Source organism: Ectobacillus funiculus (assembly GCF_004138295.1).
GTDB classification, from domain to species: Bacteria; Bacillota; Bacilli; order Bacillales; family Bacillaceae_G; genus Ectobacillus; species Ectobacillus funiculus.
In genome coordinates this window covers 76,919-93,698 of sequence record NZ_SCFM01000018.1, presented here as the reverse complement: position 1 = coordinate 93,698, position 16,780 = coordinate 76,919, and the positions used below count along the sequence as shown (strand labels likewise).

At 40.9% G+C, this 16,780-nt stretch carries 12 protein-coding genes; 7 read left to right on the top strand and 5 right to left on the bottom strand.

Annotated features, from left to right (window positions below; translation table 11 throughout):
* Positions 1-56 precede the first annotated feature (56 nt).
* Positions 57-1,190 carry an AbrB family transcriptional regulator gene (locus EP737_RS13940; protein WP_129728588.1) on the bottom strand — a complete coding sequence of 378 codons (1,134 nt, stop codon included), beginning with the start codon at positions 1,188-1,190 and terminating at the stop codon, positions 57-59.
* Positions 1,191-1,387: 197 nt separating this feature from the next.
* On the opposite strand from EP737_RS13940, the gene EP737_RS13935 reads away from it, so the two are divergent.
* Positions 1,388-2,260, top strand: coding sequence for a LysR family transcriptional regulator (locus tag EP737_RS13935; protein WP_129728587.1), 873 nt, complete (start codon positions 1,388-1,390; stop codon positions 2,258-2,260).
* A gap of 189 nt (positions 2,261-2,449) precedes the next feature.
* Here the strand turns inward: EP737_RS13935 and odhB are convergent, their stop codons facing one another.
* Complete coding sequence (gene odhB, locus EP737_RS13930) at positions 2,450-3,715, bottom strand: 2-oxoglutarate dehydrogenase complex dihydrolipoyllysine-residue succinyltransferase (protein WP_129728586.1); 1,266 nt, start codon at positions 3,713-3,715, stop codon at positions 2,450-2,452.
* Between the two features lie 61 nt (positions 3,716-3,776).
* Positions 3,777-6,653, bottom strand: coding sequence for a 2-oxoglutarate dehydrogenase E1 component (locus EP737_RS13925; protein ID WP_129728585.1), 2,877 nt, complete (start codon positions 6,651-6,653; stop codon positions 3,777-3,779).
* A gap of 527 nt (positions 6,654-7,180) precedes the next feature.
* Between EP737_RS13925 and EP737_RS13920 the strand changes: the two genes are divergently transcribed.
* Positions 7,181-8,368, top strand: a complete 1,188-nt coding sequence (locus EP737_RS13920; RefSeq protein ID WP_129728584.1) for an acetyl-CoA C-acetyltransferase — start codon at positions 7,181-7,183, stop codon at positions 8,366-8,368.
* Between the two features lie 201 nt (positions 8,369-8,569).
* Here the strand turns inward: EP737_RS13920 and rluF are convergent, their stop codons facing one another.
* A complete protein-coding gene (gene rluF, locus EP737_RS13915) occupies positions 8,570-9,256 on the bottom strand; it encodes a 23S rRNA pseudouridine(2604) synthase RluF (protein WP_129728583.1) in 687 nt (228 codons plus the stop codon).
* Between the two features lie 137 nt (positions 9,257-9,393).
* Complete coding sequence (locus EP737_RS13910) at positions 9,394-9,729, bottom strand: winged helix-turn-helix transcriptional regulator (protein WP_129728582.1); 336 nt, start codon at positions 9,727-9,729, stop codon at positions 9,394-9,396.
* 495 nt (positions 9,730-10,224) lie between these two features.
* Between EP737_RS13910 and EP737_RS13905 the strand changes: the two genes are divergently transcribed.
* From EP737_RS13905 to EP737_RS13885, 5 genes are read left to right on the top strand one after another with little or no spacing between them, the layout of a single operon-like run.
* Positions 10,225-11,595 (top strand): aspartate aminotransferase family protein, encoded by a 1,371-nt coding sequence (locus EP737_RS13905; RefSeq protein WP_129728581.1) that lies wholly within the window; start codon positions 10,225-10,227, stop codon positions 11,593-11,595.
* Between the two features lie 12 nt (positions 11,596-11,607).
* Complete coding sequence (locus tag EP737_RS13900; RefSeq protein ID WP_129728580.1) at positions 11,608-13,131, top strand: pyridoxal phosphate-dependent decarboxylase family protein; 1,524 nt, start codon at positions 11,608-11,610, stop codon at positions 13,129-13,131.
* Complete coding sequence (locus tag EP737_RS13895) at positions 13,109-14,911, top strand: IucA/IucC family protein (RefSeq protein ID WP_129728579.1); 1,803 nt, start codon at positions 13,109-13,111, stop codon at positions 14,909-14,911. The genes EP737_RS13900 and EP737_RS13895 overlap by 23 nt, the downstream gene beginning before the upstream one ends.
* A complete protein-coding gene (locus EP737_RS13890; protein ID WP_129728578.1) occupies positions 14,901-15,503 on the top strand; it encodes a GNAT family N-acetyltransferase in 603 nt (200 codons plus the stop codon). The genes EP737_RS13895 and EP737_RS13890 overlap by 11 nt, the downstream gene beginning before the upstream one ends.
* Positions 15,473-16,774, top strand: coding sequence for a lysine N(6)-hydroxylase/L-ornithine N(5)-oxygenase family protein (locus EP737_RS13885; protein ID WP_129728577.1), 1,302 nt, complete (start codon positions 15,473-15,475; stop codon positions 16,772-16,774). The genes EP737_RS13890 and EP737_RS13885 overlap by 31 nt, the downstream gene beginning before the upstream one ends.
* Positions 16,775-16,780 lie beyond the last annotated feature (6 nt).

Below are 16,780 nucleotides of genomic sequence, written 5' to 3'. Positions count from 1 at the left end.
TCTCATCCCTCCTTATCTCCATTATAAGTATAAAAGAAAATCCCAGTATTGAAAAATTAAGCAGATACATGAGAGCGTATATTTTTTCTTAGCTTCCAGTGATGTAAAAATCTGAAAAAGGGAGGGAGAATGACACAGACAAAGACTAATCGAAGCACTTGCACCGCTAATACAAAGGTAGAGTCCGCGTGTAAAACGACTGCCGTGGTTGTCATTTCTGCAATCCCGCCCGGGGCAAACGCCAAGGCAGCAGTGATAAATGTTATACCCGTTAAGGTTGATACAAGATATGCACATAGGAACATGGCAAGAATGAGGATGATTGTACTTACTAAAGAAACAAACAATGTATTTTTCAAGCCTATAAACATATTTTTTTCAAAACGTGACCCTATGCTTGAACCCATTAAAATTTGCGATAAAATAATTACGCTGTGAGGCCACCATGCAATCATATCATGTCCAACATAGGAGGAACTGAGCGATTGTATAATAGCAACACTGACCATGCTTCCCACTAACCATGGGGCAGGGAATCTTAAGGTCTTCCCTATATAATATCCTCCACACGCTGTTACGATTAAGATGATAGTCCAGAGAAGTTGCCCTATATGAAACGCGGGTATTTGAACAGAAGAAAGATAAGCTGCTGTAGGATTAACAGGATCTAAAGTCCAAGAAGAAACAATGACTGGGATCATTAGGACAATTAGAAAAACACGCATAGTTTGAACAATGCTGACGATTGCGGTATTGGCGCCTACTTCTTCCGCAATACCAGGCATCGCACTTAATCCTCCAGGGGCTGTTCCAAACAAGCTCGTCAGCATATCCATTTGGCTAAACTTCCATAGAATGAATCCGGAAAGGATAGAAAAAACGATAGACAAAAGCAGCATAATTAGGATAGTCATCCAGTCTTCTTTAAAAATATGAAAAATAGACAAGTTCATTTTTTGTCCCAATTCAATCCCTAAAATACATTGCCCAGCTTGTAACCAATGCTTTGAAACTCCCTGTTGCTTCTCGGGAAGCTTTAAAAATGTTGATCGCTGGAAAGAGAGAAGGGTTGCCAAGAGCAGTGTCCCAAGCATCCAACCGATGGAAAGCCCGGTTAAGGAGAGGATAAGCCCCCCTATACTGCTTAATATGATGAAATAAATATTTTTGAAAAAAACCGTATCCTTCATACAGATTCCTCCTTTCTTAAAACATGTTTGTTAGGAGTGAAAGTACCAGGCAGACTTTCTCTATAATGATGCTGTACATATTGTAAAAGGGTTGAACCTTGCATAAATGAATATTAATATACTACTAGAAATAAATAAAATATATAAGATTGATAACTAACCATAAATAAAATTGATGGTTGGATAGGAGAGAACTGATGGAGGATCGGGATTGGCTTATTTTACAGGTGCTTCATAACGAAAAAAATATTACGAAGGCAGCAAAAAGTTTATATATTTCTCAGCCTGCTTTAACACATCGTTTACAGCTAATTGAAAAAGAATTTGGGGTCCAAATTGTAAACCGGGGAAGGAGGGGAATTCAGTTCACTCCGCAAGGAGAATATTTAGCAAAATGTGCGAAAGAAATACTGTTGAGAATTCAAAAAATGAAAGAAAATGTTCTCAATATGGACAGTAAAGTTGCTGGAACATTAAAGCTGGGTGTTGCAAATTTCTTTGCACATTATCACCTTCCAACCTTATTAAAGCGTTTTAAGGATCAATATCCAGCTATTGAATTTAAGGTCTCGACGGCTTGGAGCAGTGATATCACCAATTTAGTTTATAACCAAGATGCGCATATTGGTTTTATTAGGGGGGATTACAGCTGGCAGGAGAAAAAACAGCTATTATTTGAAGAAACAATATGTATTGCTTCTAAGGAAAAAATTCACATTTCCGACCTTCCTCATCTGCCAAGAATTAATTACCAACCCGATTATTTATTAAAATCTGTGGTTGACAATTGGTGGGCAGAAAATTATTCTCAGCCGCCTTTAACGAGCATAGAGGTTGATAAGGCTGATACATGTAAGGAAATGGTAGTGAATGGATTAGGCTACGCCATTATGTCGAGCATGCTTTTCAACGGTATAGATGATATACACAAAATTGATATCCGAACAAAAGAAGGGGAGCCTATATTACGAAAAACATGGATGATTTACCATGAGGATTCCTTGAAGCTGAACATGGTAAAAGCGTTTGTTACTTTCATGGAAGGTATAGACTTAAGTAAGCCTCTTTGATCGTTGAGCTTGGAGCCGCACTATTGAAAAACAAGATATAAAAAGTCCGCCTCATTCCTTAGTAATAAGGGGATAAGGCGGACTTTTTATATAATGTTAATTATAGACAGATTCCATTGATTGGCGGCTGAGCAGATGACTTCCTTGCTACCCAGTTCAAGGTTTCATATGGGATCTGATCAAAACCAATCAACCTTCTAACAATAGGGATTCAGGGTCCTCTAGCAGTTCCTTCACCGTAACAAGAAAGCCAACCGCTTCTTTTCCATCAACAATGCGGTGGTCATAGGAAAGAGCAATATACATCATTGGTCGATTTTCCATACGTTCCTCATCGATAGCTATTGGTCTTGTTTGAATCTTATGCATACCAAGAATTCCTACCTGCGGGCTGTTTAAGATCGGTGTTGACATTAAGGAACCGAAAACTCCCCCGTTTGTAATTGTAAATGTGCCGCCTTGCAGCTCTTTTAATGTAAGGTTGTTATCACGTGCTTTTTTGCCGAGCTGGTTAATTTCTCCCTCAATTTCCGCGAAGCTTTTTTGATTTGCATCACGTACAACTGGTACAACTAACCCTTCTGGCGCGGCCACTGCGATTCCGATATCATAAAATTTCTTTAGGATAATCTCGTCATCTTGAATTTCGGCATTGAGAAGCGGGTACTTCTTAAGTGCTGCCACTACAGCTTTGGTAAAGAAGGACATAAAGCCAAGACGCACGCCATGCTTTTCAAAAAATGCATCCTTACGTTTTGTACGTAGCTTCATAACCGCGGACATATCGACTTCATTAAATGTAGTTAGCATTGCAGCTGTGTGCTGTACTTCAACGAGACGTTTGGCGATTGTTTGGCGGCGACGGGACATTTTCAAGCGTTCCACCGGCTTTGTAAATTCTGCATCTGCTTGTATACCTGCAGGCTTTGGAGCAGGCTTTTCTAATTTTGGCACTTCTGCCGCAGGAGCTGGAACAGTCGATCCTTTCACATCATGCGGTCTAATTCTGCCAAGTGGATCAGTGCTTCGTACTTCATTTAAATCAATTCCCATTTCGCGTGCTAATTTTCTAGCTGCTGGTGAAGCAACAGGCTGACCTGTGCTTGGAAAGCGATGTAAGGATTGATTGTTTGCCGAATCAGTCTCCTGCTGCACGACAGATACACTTGAAGCAGGAGCTTGTTGATTAACAGGCTCGACAGCAGGTATGCTGGCATCTACATTTTCCTCCAAAATAGCGATAACATCTCCAACTTCTACTGTGTCGCCAGGTTGTTTTAATAGCTGTGTTAATACCCCGGCATAATCTGCATTGACTTCAACATTTACTTTGTCTGTTTCAAGCTCAACGACACTTTCCCCTTTGTTTACTCTGTCGCCAACCTTGATGAGCCAGTTTGAAATGGTTCCTTCTGTAATGGATTCTGCAAGCTCTGGCACTTTAATTTCAATCATTTTCTATATCCCCCTTGATGGTGTAACGCTCTTTATCAATAGCCGCCCTAAATGAATTGTTTTAGTTTTTCACTAATGCTTGTTCTTGATTCTCGTAGTTGGATAAGCGATCTGTGATTAATGCCTGCTTCACGATCTGTTCTTGTTCTTTTTTATGAATCGCTGGATCTCCGCCTGAAGGACTTGAGCGTTCTGGACGTCCGATATAGTCTACTGCTATATGCTTGCCGGCAAGCTCGAATAGGGTAGGGGCGATATAATGCCAAGACCCCATATTTTTTGGTTCCTCTTGTACCCAAACGATTTCTTCAAGATTCGGATAACGCTTTACGATCGTCGCCACCTTTTCCTTTGGAAACGGATATAACTGTTCGATGCGAATAATGTGTACTGCATCTAGGATTTCATTCTCTTTATGTGCTTCTGCTTCCATTGCTAAGTCAATTGCCATTTTTCCTGTTGTTAGTACTAAGCGTTTTACTTTATTTGCGTCTTGTCCAAGATTTGGCTGCTCTAGCACTGTCTGAAAACGGCCTTTGCTTAGGTCACTGCTTGGAGATGCAATCATCGCATGACGCAATAAGCTTTTTGGTGCCATAATTACTAGTGGTCGGACAGAATCTGTTCCTAAAACGGATGCTTGTCGACGAAGAATATGGAAATATTGAGCTGCACTTGTTACGTTTGCGACAGTCCAGTTATTTTCAGCTGCAAGCTGTAAAAAGCGTTCCGGTCGAGCGCTCGAATGTTCAGGTCCTTGCCCTTCATAGCCATGAGGGAGCAATATAACAAGACCCGATTTTTGTCCCCATTTGGCACGGCTTGCTGAGATGAATTGATCAAAGAGAGTTTGTGCTGTGTTAGCAAAATCTCCGTATTGCGCTTCCCAAATAACAAGTGTTTCGGGAGCGAATACATTGTATCCATATTCAAAACCGACAACCGCTGCTTCAGATAACGGACTATTATGGACCGTAAAGGAAGCGCGAGCCTGCGGGAGCTGCTGCATTGTTGAGAAGGTTTCATTTGTTTCTGTATCATGCAGCACAATATGACGCTGAGCAAATGTTCCACGCTCTGAGTCTTGTCCTGTTAGACGAATTGGTGTTCCGTCTTGTAGGATCGTTGCGAATGCTAATGCTTCAGCCACTGCCCACTCTACTTTTCCTTGCTCTTCTAATGCGCTTTTACGGCGTTCAAGAATGCGCTTTAATTTCGGATAAATAGTAAAGCCTTCTGGCCAGCTCAATAATTCTGTATTTAATTCACGAAGTGTATCTAATGGTACGCCTGTTTCTATTGATGGAATACCATTGGCAATGACTTCTGGTACCGGTATATCTCCAGATAGAGTCTCCTTCTTTTCAGGAACGTTGTTATATTCAGTTTGTAATATTTCTTGAACGTTTTGCTTCATTTGCTCTGCTTCTTCTTGTGTAAGAATTCCCTTCGCTTGAAGCTGATTTGCATATAATGCTCTTACAGTTGGATGATTTGTAATCTTCTTATATACATGCGGCTGCGTCATTGTTGGATCATCCATTTCGTTATGTCCAAAGCGACGATAGCCCACCAGGTCAATGACAAAATCCTTTTGGAAGCGAACTCGGTATTGGTGAGCAAGATACGCAGCTGCTAAACAAGCTTCCGGGTCATCTGCATTCACATGTACAATAGGGACTTCAAATCCTTTTGCCAAATCACTCGCGTATCTTGTGGAACGGGAGTCTGAACTATCTGTTGTAAATCCGACTAAATTATTTGCGATAATATGAAGAGTTCCGCCTGTATGGTAACCCTTGAGCCCAGCTAAGTTTAAAGTTTCTGCGACAATTCCCTGACCAGGAAAGGCGGCATCACCATGAACAAGGACGGAAAGCGCTTTCGATACATCTTGTTTAGGCGAACCAGGCTTGCTTCGGTCATCCTGCGCAGCTCTTGCAAAGCCCTCCACAACAGGATCTACAACTTCAAGGTGGCTCGGGTTGTTAGCTAAAGTTACGCGTGTACGAACCCCATTAGTTCCTTCAATAAAACGATTATAGCCTAAATGATATTTAACATCTCCTGTCCAACCAACTTTATCCTCTGGTTGGCCGGTCTTCTTTGTAGTGGAGTGTTGAAATTCTGTAAGAATGCTGCGATATGGCTTTTCAAGTGTGTGAGCTAATACACTTAAGCGTCCGCGGTGCGCCATACCAATCAAGACATTGTGCATGCCTAAGATAACGCTTTCATTTACGATTTCATCCAGTACTGGTACTAGCATATCGACGCCTTCAATAGAAAATCGCTTCTGCCCTACAAATGTTCGGTGTAAAAATTGTTCAAAACCCTCTACTTCAGTTAGGCGCTGCAGCAGGTTTGCCCGCTTTTCTTTAGATAAGGCACGATGTAAGGATCCTGTTTCTACCATTTGTTGCAGCCATGCTCGTTCCTCGCTGCTATGCACATGCTCAAACTCGTATGCTAAGGATGAAGTATAAACCGATTTTAACTGGTTGAATGCATCCCATGCCGTTTGGATTTCCTTTGGTGCGTTTTCCCAAACAAGCTTAGCGGAAACCGCTTTCAAATCAGTTTCAGTTAAACCATATTTTTCTGGCTGCAGCAAAGGGTGGTTATTTTTTTGTTCTGATAATGGGTTGATGCTCGCTGCTAAGTGTCCATGTCTGCGAATATCTTCGCATAGCTTTACTATCTTAAGTATTATGTCCATGTTAGTTGTATTGTTGAAAGAAGGAGGGGCTTGTCCTGCTTCTTTTTTTGAAATTTTAAAATCCAAAGGTGGACCCCATTGGACAAAAAGCTCTATTAATTCCGGATCAACGGATTCTTCATTGTTTACATAACGATCATATTGCTCAACGACATAGCCAAGATTTGGACCGTGAAACTTTGTCCATGGATTTGTTTTGTTTGTCTGTTCGGTTGCCATTTGGCCATACCTCCTCAATGATGGGACACTCTTTCTTTATTATAAATCGCTTACATAAAAATGAACACCCATCATTTAAAAAAAGAATATTATGAGATTACTGATTAACCTGCTTATTTTTTGTGCTGATATTACCAAAGTGTTCGACAAAAATCAACAGAGAGTAGACGTTGCAGTAAGTTGATTTTTGTATCATGTTTCCATATCAGTAAGAGATGTACATTTAGATAGAACTATCCAATAGGTGTCTAAGGTAAGGGCATTTTTTTATATTTCCCTTAGCATATAGATGAAAGACTTGGTGTTATCTGGGTTTCTGTAGGGCTATTCAATATATTTCCTATTCCCTGTTACCGCTTGCAGAAACGTTTTTTATATCATGGCAGGTGTATGTCAATGTAAAGAAAATGTCGAAAAATGATGAACGAAAAAATGGTTAGAAAGGAGGAATTTAGAAGCTGAATATTTAATGTCTAAACTTGAGGAAATAAATCGATGGTTATCGATATTAAGGGGAGATTTTCGACATGACTCAGACAGAAGTTGTTATTGTTAGTGCTGTAAGAACTGCGATTGGAAACTTTGGAGGTAGCTTACAAAATGTTTCTGCATCCACATTAGGCGGCGTAGTAATTAAAGACGCATTACAAAAAGCAGGGGTAGATGCAAATCAGGTTGATGAAGTTATTATGGGGAACGTTTTGCAAGCTGGTCTTGGCCAAAACCCAGCAAGACAAGCTGCTATTGCTGCCGGCTTACCTCAGGAAGTATCTGCATTAACAATCAATAAAGTGTGTGGCTCAGGGCTGAAAGCAGTGCATCTAGCAACTCAAGCGATTCTTTCAGGAGATGCAGAAATCGTTGTTGCAGGCGGAATGGAAAACATGAGCCAAGCTCCTTACCTTTTACAAGGGGCTCGTAATGGATTTAAAATGGGAGATCAAAAGCTAGTAGATAGCATGATTCATGATGGATTAACATGCTCCTTTAATAACTATCACATGGGGATTACAGCAGAAAATCTCTGTGATAAATATAGCATTTCTCGTGAAGAACAAGATGAGTTTGCTGCTTGGAGTCAGCAAAAGGCGCAAGCGGCAATCGAATCCAATCGTTTTGCTGAGGAGATTGTTCCTGTAGAAGTACCAGGACGCAAAGGTCAAGTGACTGTAGTTGCACAAGACGAGTTCCCTCGCTTTGGAACAACTGCAGAAGGACTTGGAAAGCTTCGTCCAGCATTCAAAAAAGACGGATCTGTTACAGCTGCTAATGCTTCAGGCCTTAACGATGGCGCTGCTGCACTAGTTGTTATGAGCCGTAAAAAAGCAGATGAATTAGGACTTAAGCCATTAGTAACGATCAAAGCTAATGCAAGTGCAGGCGTAGATCCAAGCATTATGGGAATCGGTCCTGTTCCAGCTGTGAAAAAAGCTCTTGAAAAAGCAGCTCTTCAATTAGAGGATATCAGCTTAATCGAGGCAAACGAAGCGTTTGCAGCACAAGCTCTTGCAGTAGACCGTGAGCTTCAATTTAATAAAGAGAAATTGAACGTAAACGGCGGTGCGATTGCATTAGGACACCCAATTGGCGCAAGTGGTGCCCGTGTTCTTGTTAGCCTTATCCATGAAATGATTAAGCGTGATAGCCAAACTGGTCTAGCAACGCTTTGCATTGGCGGAGGACAAGGGGTAGCAACAATCGTAGAGCGCGCTTAAATCATGTAAAAGACTTCTCTTAGGAGAAGCTTAAAGGCTCCCTTCCTACATCATGATGTAGGAAGGGAGCCTTTTACACTTTAAAAAAGTATAATCTCCAGCTAGAAGTTGACTCGATATAACAGGGAATTTTAGGAATATAGTATAAATGCAACTACGCCTCTGTCTTCGCCTACCGGCTCGCCAATCGGCGAGTTTTCTTTATAATAGTGAGACAAGCTGTTGTAACTCCTCATTGGTAAGATTCCGCCATTGCCCTTTACTCAAACCATCAATGGTAAGGTTCATAATTCGGATACGTTCTAGCTTGGTTACGTTATAACCAAAGCTTTTACACATTCTGCGAATTTGGCGATTGAGACCTTGCGTAAGCACGATTCGGAAAACAGAATCAGCGAGTTTCGATACCTTGCATGGCTTTGTTTTCGTACCAAGAATTTCTACACCGCTGGACATTCCTTGTATAAAAGCATCATCAATAGGCTTATCCACCTCTACAATATATTCCTTTTCATGCTCATGCTCAGACCGTAAAATTTTGTTTACAATACTTCCATCTGTTGTGAGTAAGATTAAGCCCTCCGAGTTTTTATCAAGACGCCCAATTGGGAAAACGCGATCCCGATGATTCACAAACTCAATAATATTCCCTTTTACATGCTGAGCTGCCGTGCAGGTAATTCCTACAGGCTTATTCAGCATAATGTAGACAGGCGGTTTTTTGGGAGGAATAGGTTGTCCGTCAATTCGCACAATATCTCCAATATTCACCGTATCCCCAGGCTCGCAAATATGGTCATTAATCATAATTCGTCCTGCCTCGATTAATCGATCTGTTTCCCTTCTAGAGCAAAACCCTGTCTCGCTAATATATTTATTGATCCTCATTTGAACCGCATCCTAACTTAGTAGTATAAAAATTGTCTGTGTATCATTATACAGCACAAGCATCGCTTCATGTCCGTGTACTGGTGTTAAAAAGAAAAAGGGAGCGACTGAAGCGCTCCCTTTTTAATGAATATGATTTATTGTGGATTTTCACTATCTTCATCAATCTTCACCCAGTCACGAGACCACTTTTCTAGCTCCGCAATGACAGGTTGTAACGAGCGTCCTTTATCTGTAAGTGAATATTCAATACGAACAGGAGTCTCTGGAAATACCTGGCGTTTCACAATTCCTTCTAGCTCTAAATCCTTGAGTCTTTCTGATAGCACTCTTCCGCTGATAGGAAGTGCAGATTCTATTGCACAAAAACGCTGCGGACCAGAAAAAAGCTGGTGAATCACTAATACGGTCCAACGCTTACTTATAATTTCTACACTTTTCTCAAATCGTGGACATAGCAAAAATTGATCCATAGATCTCACCTCGTTCTACTATCATTATACACCATATGTACTGCACATAAAAATATACTAACTTATTTATAGTAATTTAGTGTCTTGCGTCAGAAGTTCAATGGAGGTTCACACTAGGTTATCTCTTGTTTGAAATAGTTATAAACCCGATGACTTAACTATAGCTGAGTTGTTTTAAGCTTAAAATATTTCAGCATGGTTCTTTCTTTACACTTTAAAAAAGTATAAATCTCCAGCTAGAAATTGACTCGACATAACAAGGAATTTTAAGAATACAGATAAGTGCAATTACACCTCTGTCTTCGCCCAAGAGCGGGGCTCATCAAGCGGCGAATTTTCCTTATTTATAAAAAAACGTTGACTATGATAATCATTATCAATTAATATGGTATTTGTAATTAGTAATGAAAATCATTATCAACGGATGGCGATTTAAGCACATATAAACTGAAATCATTTGAGGATGGGATATAAAAAACAAGGGAGTGTTAAATCATGAAAACAACAGTTTCTATTTCTACGTATACAGGAAATCAAGACCTATTAGCTATGCAAGAGAAAAGAGAATCTAATGCCCGGTCATATCCAAGGAGGCTGCCTCTTGCGATTAAAAGGGCTGAAGGTGTTTATATAACAGATATGGACGGCAAGCAATATATTGATTGCTTGGCGGGAGCTGGCACACTTGCCTTGGGACATAATCATGCTGTTGTGCGGGAAGCGATAGAAGGTTTTATGCAATCGTATGTACCCTTACATACACTTGATTTAACTACACCTGTAAAAGAGGCGTTTATTGATGAGGTATTCTCTTCTTTACCTTCTTCGTTTGCTGAGAAAGTAAAAATTCATTTTTGTGGTCCAACGGGTGGTGATGCGGTAGAGGCTGCATTGAAGCTTGTGAAGACAGCAACAGGAAATAGAGTGATTTTCTCATTTCAAGGAGGCTATCACGGTTCTACTCATGGTGCGTTAAGCATCACGGGAACGACAAGTCCTAAGAAGAATATTCATGCGTTAGTTCCTGATGCACATTTTCTCCCATATCCATACGAATATCGCTGCCCGTTTGGAATCGGAAAAGAAGGCCACCGCATCAGCAGTACATACATTGAGCATCTATTGGACGATCCAGAAAGCGGAATCGTCACTCCGGCGGGTGTAATTGTCGAAGTTGTACAAGGAGAGGGCGGGTCGATTCCAGCTCCAGTCGGATGGTTAAAAGAGCTTCGCCGAATTACAAGAGAACGAAATATCCCGCTTATTATTGATGAAGTACAAACAGGTATCGGTCGAACAGGGAAAATGTTTGCTTTCGAGCATGCAGGAATCGAGCCAGATGTTCTTATTTTATCAAAAGCGATTGGAGGAAGCTTACCATTATCTGTTGTCCTTTATGACAAACGTCTTGATAAATGGGAGCCGGGCGCTCATATTGGAACATTTCGAGGAAATCAAATGGCAATGGCAGCGGGACAGGCCACACTTCGGTTTATAAAAGAAAATGAGCTGCCAGCACATGCACACGCGTTAGGTATCTATGTTAAAGAGCAATTGCAGCAAATTCAAAAGCAAGTTTCTTCTATCGGTGAGGTAAGAGGACTGGGTCTTATGCTTGGGATTGAAATTATTAATCCGGTTAAACAGCCAAATACAATTGGAAGCTACCCTGCTTATCCTGAGCTTGCTAGGAAAATTCAACAGGAGTGCTTTAATCGCGGGGTAATTTTAGAAGTCGGGGGTCGTTTCGGCACCGTTATCCGTCTGCTGCCGCCATTAATTATCTCAAAGGAACAGGTGGATGAAGTACTACAGAGATTCTATGAAGCTATTACAAGTGCAGAAGCCCATTTCGGATTACGCTAGAAGGTGATGAATATGAATACAAATTATACAAAATGGTTTCTTCATCCTGATAGTGAAAGCGAGGGAACATATCGCTCACTCATGGATGAGGTGATAACAGTCATACATCAACAAGTCAAAGGAGCAAACAAACCGTTTTCTGGCAGCAGCCGTACGGAGATAGCTGCAAAGGTGAAGGAGATATCCAACCTTCCAATTGCAGGTCAAGAGATGGAAACAGTGATAGCGGAAATTCAGAATGTTATAGTGGGAGATTCTTTATGGATTTCCCATCCTTCCGCTATGGCCCATCTTCATTGTCCTCCTTTACTTCCATCAATTGCAGCAGAGGTGATTATTGCTGCTTTAAATCAATCGATGGATTCATGGGATCAAAGCCCTTCCGCTACTTATATGGAAGAGGAGCTGATTAAATTTTTCACAAAAAGAATCGGTTATCCTGATGGAGCAGATGGTGTGTTTACAAGCGGAGGAACACAGTCTAATTATATGGGATTGCTGTTAGCGCGTAACAAGGCTTGCGAAACGCATTTCTCGGTTAATGCCTACAAGGAGGGATTGCCTTTTGAAGCAAATAAATTACGAATTCTTTGCTCGGAGCATGCCCATTTTACTGTGCAGCAGTCAGCAGCGCAGCTTGGACTAGGAACGAATGCCGTTGTCACAGTGTCGACCGATGAGAAACAGAGGTTTTCTATCCAAGACGCCAGAAGGAAAATCGCGCAGCTTCGTCAGGAAGGATTAATTCCATTCATGATGGTAGCAACAACAGGAACAACGGATTTTGGCAGCATTGATTGTATAAGTGAGATGGCGCAGCTTGCAAATGAAGAGGAGCTATGGCTGCATGTTGATGCAGCCTATGGAGGAGCACTTCTCTTTTCTCATCAATATCGTTCCTTACTCGGTGAACTGCAGCTGGCGGATTCAATCACCATTGATTTTCATAAGCTGTACTATCAATCTATCAGCTGCGGTGCTTTTTTTGTGAAAAATAAACAGGATTTCCATCGCATTGCCTATCATGCAGACTATTTGAATCCTGAGGAAGATCAGGATGAAGGGATTATCAATCTTGTTGAAAAGAGCATTCAGACAACAAAGCGTTTTGATGCTTTGAAAGTATGGATGACCTTCAAGTTAATGGGAACGGATTTGTTTGGAAGAATGATTGATTCCACGATTCATTTAGCGAAAGAAACCGCACAGCTGCTGGAGAACAACTCTTGCTTTGAAGTGCTGAATACTCCGGAAATTAATGCTGTGTTGTTCCGTTATATACCATCAGAGCGCAGTGAAGAGCGTGACTATGTAAATGAAATCAACCTTAAGATGCAGCGTACCTTTTATAAAAACGGAGAGTTAATTATAGCAAAAACAAAACAAAACGGATCAGTATATTTGAAATTCACCATGCTTAATCCGCTCAATACGATTCATGATATGAAGGAGCATATAGAACGGATGAAGAAAATGGGAGGAAAAATTGAGAAAGAGCAAGGAGGGACAAGGTATGAATATTCCGTTCATCACTAATCACATTACAATGCAAAACTTGATTAATTGTTATGTTAAAGAAACAGGGCTCGGGGAATGGAAGCGTCCGGATGATGTATCTATGCAGGTGAGGGTTCAGGATGCTAGATACATATTGGTGCTTCAATTTGATCAGCAGTCCGCTAAAGTATATATTCCTGTTCGGTATAAATCCCCAACAGGGCGCCATCTCTTTATGTCTCCTATGTACTACCAAGTGGGAGCTGGTGAAGTAGAAGAACTTGACTACATTATGCTGACAGTATTGATGCAAAACGAATTCAAATATATGGCCGATAAACCAATAGAAACAGATGAGCTCATGCTTCGGACTATTTTAAGCTATCAAAATATGAAGGGTATTATCACAGCAAGACAAGATGATTTGGAAGAATGCTATCAAACAGAGAAAACATTCCTTCAATCTGAGCAGTCGTTGGTTATTGGGCATCAAGTTCACCCAACACCGAAAAGCAGACAAGGGATCGATGAAGATGAAGAACATATTTTTGCCCCTGAAAGGAAAGGAGGCTTTCAGCTTCATTACTTCCAAGCTGTCAATGATATCGTGGAGGAGGACTCTGTATGGGGCAAGAACGTAGCAGCTCTTATAAAAGAAGAGTTGTTGAAGGATCCGTTCGTTTCACATGCTTTTGCAGAAACCTATTGTCAGGAAGATGATTTTGCACTTATTCCTGTTCATCCACTTCAGGCAAGAAAACTTTTGGGACAGGAATATGTATGCAACTTGATTCAATCGGGACAGCTTGCGTATCTTGGACCTCAGGGAAGGAAGTTTTATCCAACTTCTTCTGTCCGTACGGTATACCATCCTGAGGCAAACTTTATGTATAAGTTTTCAATCCCAGTCAAAATTACTAACTCACTGCGGATCAATAAGCGAAAGGAGCTTGATCGCGGCGTAGAGGTAAGTCGATTGCTTCATGGAGAGCTGCAAAATAAGTTACAAGAACATCATCCGGCTTTTCACATTATCGAGGATCCTGCCTATATTACGTTAAAATCTGAGGCACATGAGACGGGATTTGAGGTAGTCATTCGTGATAATCCGTTTCAAGAGGGAAATGACCTGCGTACAACGTTATTGGCGGCATTATGCCAGGATCATATTACAGGAGAAGCTTCACATTTAACTAATATCATTTCCAATATTGCGCGCCAGGAAGGAATTTCTGTTGCGGACGTGAGTGAGCGATGGTTTGCCCGTTATTTGCAAATCAGTTTACGCCCGCTTTATTGGCTATATGTGTCATATGGAATTGCCTTGGAAGCTCATCAGCAAAATTCCATCGTCAAACTTGACGAAGAGGGATATCCATCTATGTTCTATTATCGTGATAATCAGGGCTATTATTTTATGGAATCGAAGGTAGCGGCTCTTAAAGAACTAGTTGGGAACTTGAATGAAAAGAGTGACACGGTATGTGAGGATGCTATTGCGGAAGAACGTTTCCGTTATTACGTATGCTTTAATCATTTGTTCGGTTTGATTAACGCGTTCGGAGTGAATAGGCTAATTGATGAAAATCGTTTGCTTATCATAATGAGAGAAGAGCTGAAACAATTACATGTTCAATTAGGTGATCATACGAATCTATTAGAGTCACTCTTGAATGAGCAAGAGCTGCCATGCAAGGCGAATCTATTGACAAGAGTACATAACATGGATGAGCTTGTAGGATCTCTTGCATCACAATCCGTATATGTCCATGTGCCTAATCCTATTGTCACAGCAGCAGGTGAATTGTATGAAGTGTAATACGATTCAACTAAGTTATCCATTTGAAAGATACGATGCCAGCCTCCAAAAGACGATTTCATTTCGGCGAGTAAGCATGGAGAAGGATGTACATAGACTTCATTCATGGATGCAGGAATCACATGTAGTTCCTTTTTGGAATCTAAATATCTCTCTTCCAGATTACACTGCACATTTACGGAAGTTTCTGCAGGATGATCATCAGACGCTTCTAATCGGGGAGATAGATGGGACCCCTATGAGTTATTGGGAGTCCTACTGGGTGAAGGACGATATCATTGGCGGATATTATGAATGGGATGAATATGACCAAGGGATTCATCTATTGATAGGACCAAAGGAGTTTTTAGGTAAAGGTTTTATTTATCCATTATTACTAACGATGCTGTATAAAAAATTTCAAATAAGTGAAACGAATCGTATCGTTGCTGAGCCTGATGTGCGAAACGAAAAAATGATCCATGTATTCCAGAAATGTGGCTTTCAATCTGTAAAGGAGGTTGCTTTGCCTGATAAGACAGGTTTATTAATGATATGTGAACGGAAAGGGTTTGACAGAAGATGGGCAGATTGGCAGGAGAACAAGTTTTAGACGTAATTGGAGTTGGAATTGGTCCGTTTAACCTTGGTTTAGCGGCTTTATTGGAAAAGACAGAGTGTCGCTCGTTATTCTTCGATAGAAACAAACAATTTAATTGGCATCCTGGAATGCTGCTGGGGGGAACGACGCTGCAAGTTCCTTTTATGGCAGATACAGTAACGATGGTCGATCCAACTAGTCGTTTTAGTTTTTTGAACTATTTACATGAACACAACAGATTGTACCGTTTTTACTTTTTTGAAAAATTCCATATCCCGCGCACAGAATACAACCATTATTGTCAATGGGTAGCAGGGCAGCTCCCCCAGCTTCAATTTGGATGTGAAGTGGAGAACATTGAACAAACAGAGGAAGGGCATTATCGCGTTACTGTTTTTTCTCACAGAGAAGAGAAGCGGAACACATATTACACTAAGCATATCGTAATGGGAATTGGAACGAGACCGCATGTTCCTGAGAAATTTCAGTCAGCTCTTGGTGATCGTGTATTTCATTCTGCACAGTATATGGGCAAGCGGGAAAGTATTCTGCCAACGAGCTCGATTACGGTTATCGGCTCTGGGCAGAGTGCAGCAGAAATTTTTCATGATCTTTTAGGGAAGCAGCCGGACCATGCGTATACATTACGTTGGTTCACAAGATCCAAAGGCTTTTATCCGATGGAATATTCAAAGCTTGGCCTGGAGCATTTCTCGCCGGATTATACCCAATATTTTTATAGACTTCCGCAAGAAAAGAAAAACGATGTTCTGCGTAACCAAGCTCTGCTGTATAAAGGGATCAGCTTTCAAACGATTGCAGATATTTATGATTTATTATATGAGAGAACTGTTGGAAACAGCGTACCGAATGTTCATCTACAAGCATTGACAGAGCTAGTATCGATAGAAGAATGGGACAATCAATATACTCTATCTTTATATCAACGTGAACAAGAAAAGAATAAGCAACTGGAAAGCGATGTAGTGATCCTCGCAACAGGCTATCAACCTTATATTCCAGACTGCTTAAAAGGCATACAGCATCTGCTTGAGTGGGATGAGGCGGGACAGCTTGTTATTCAAGAGGACTATAAAGTGCAGCTAAACAAGGAAGGTCATAATCACTTGTTTATTCAAAACGGTGAGTTGCATACGCATGGTGTCGGTGCGCCTGATTTAGGACTCGGTGCACTTCGAAATGCAACGATTATCAACCAATTAGCAGGAAAAGAAATATATCAAACATATAAAAACAGCGTGTTCCAACAGTTTGGACTGTAGGAGAAG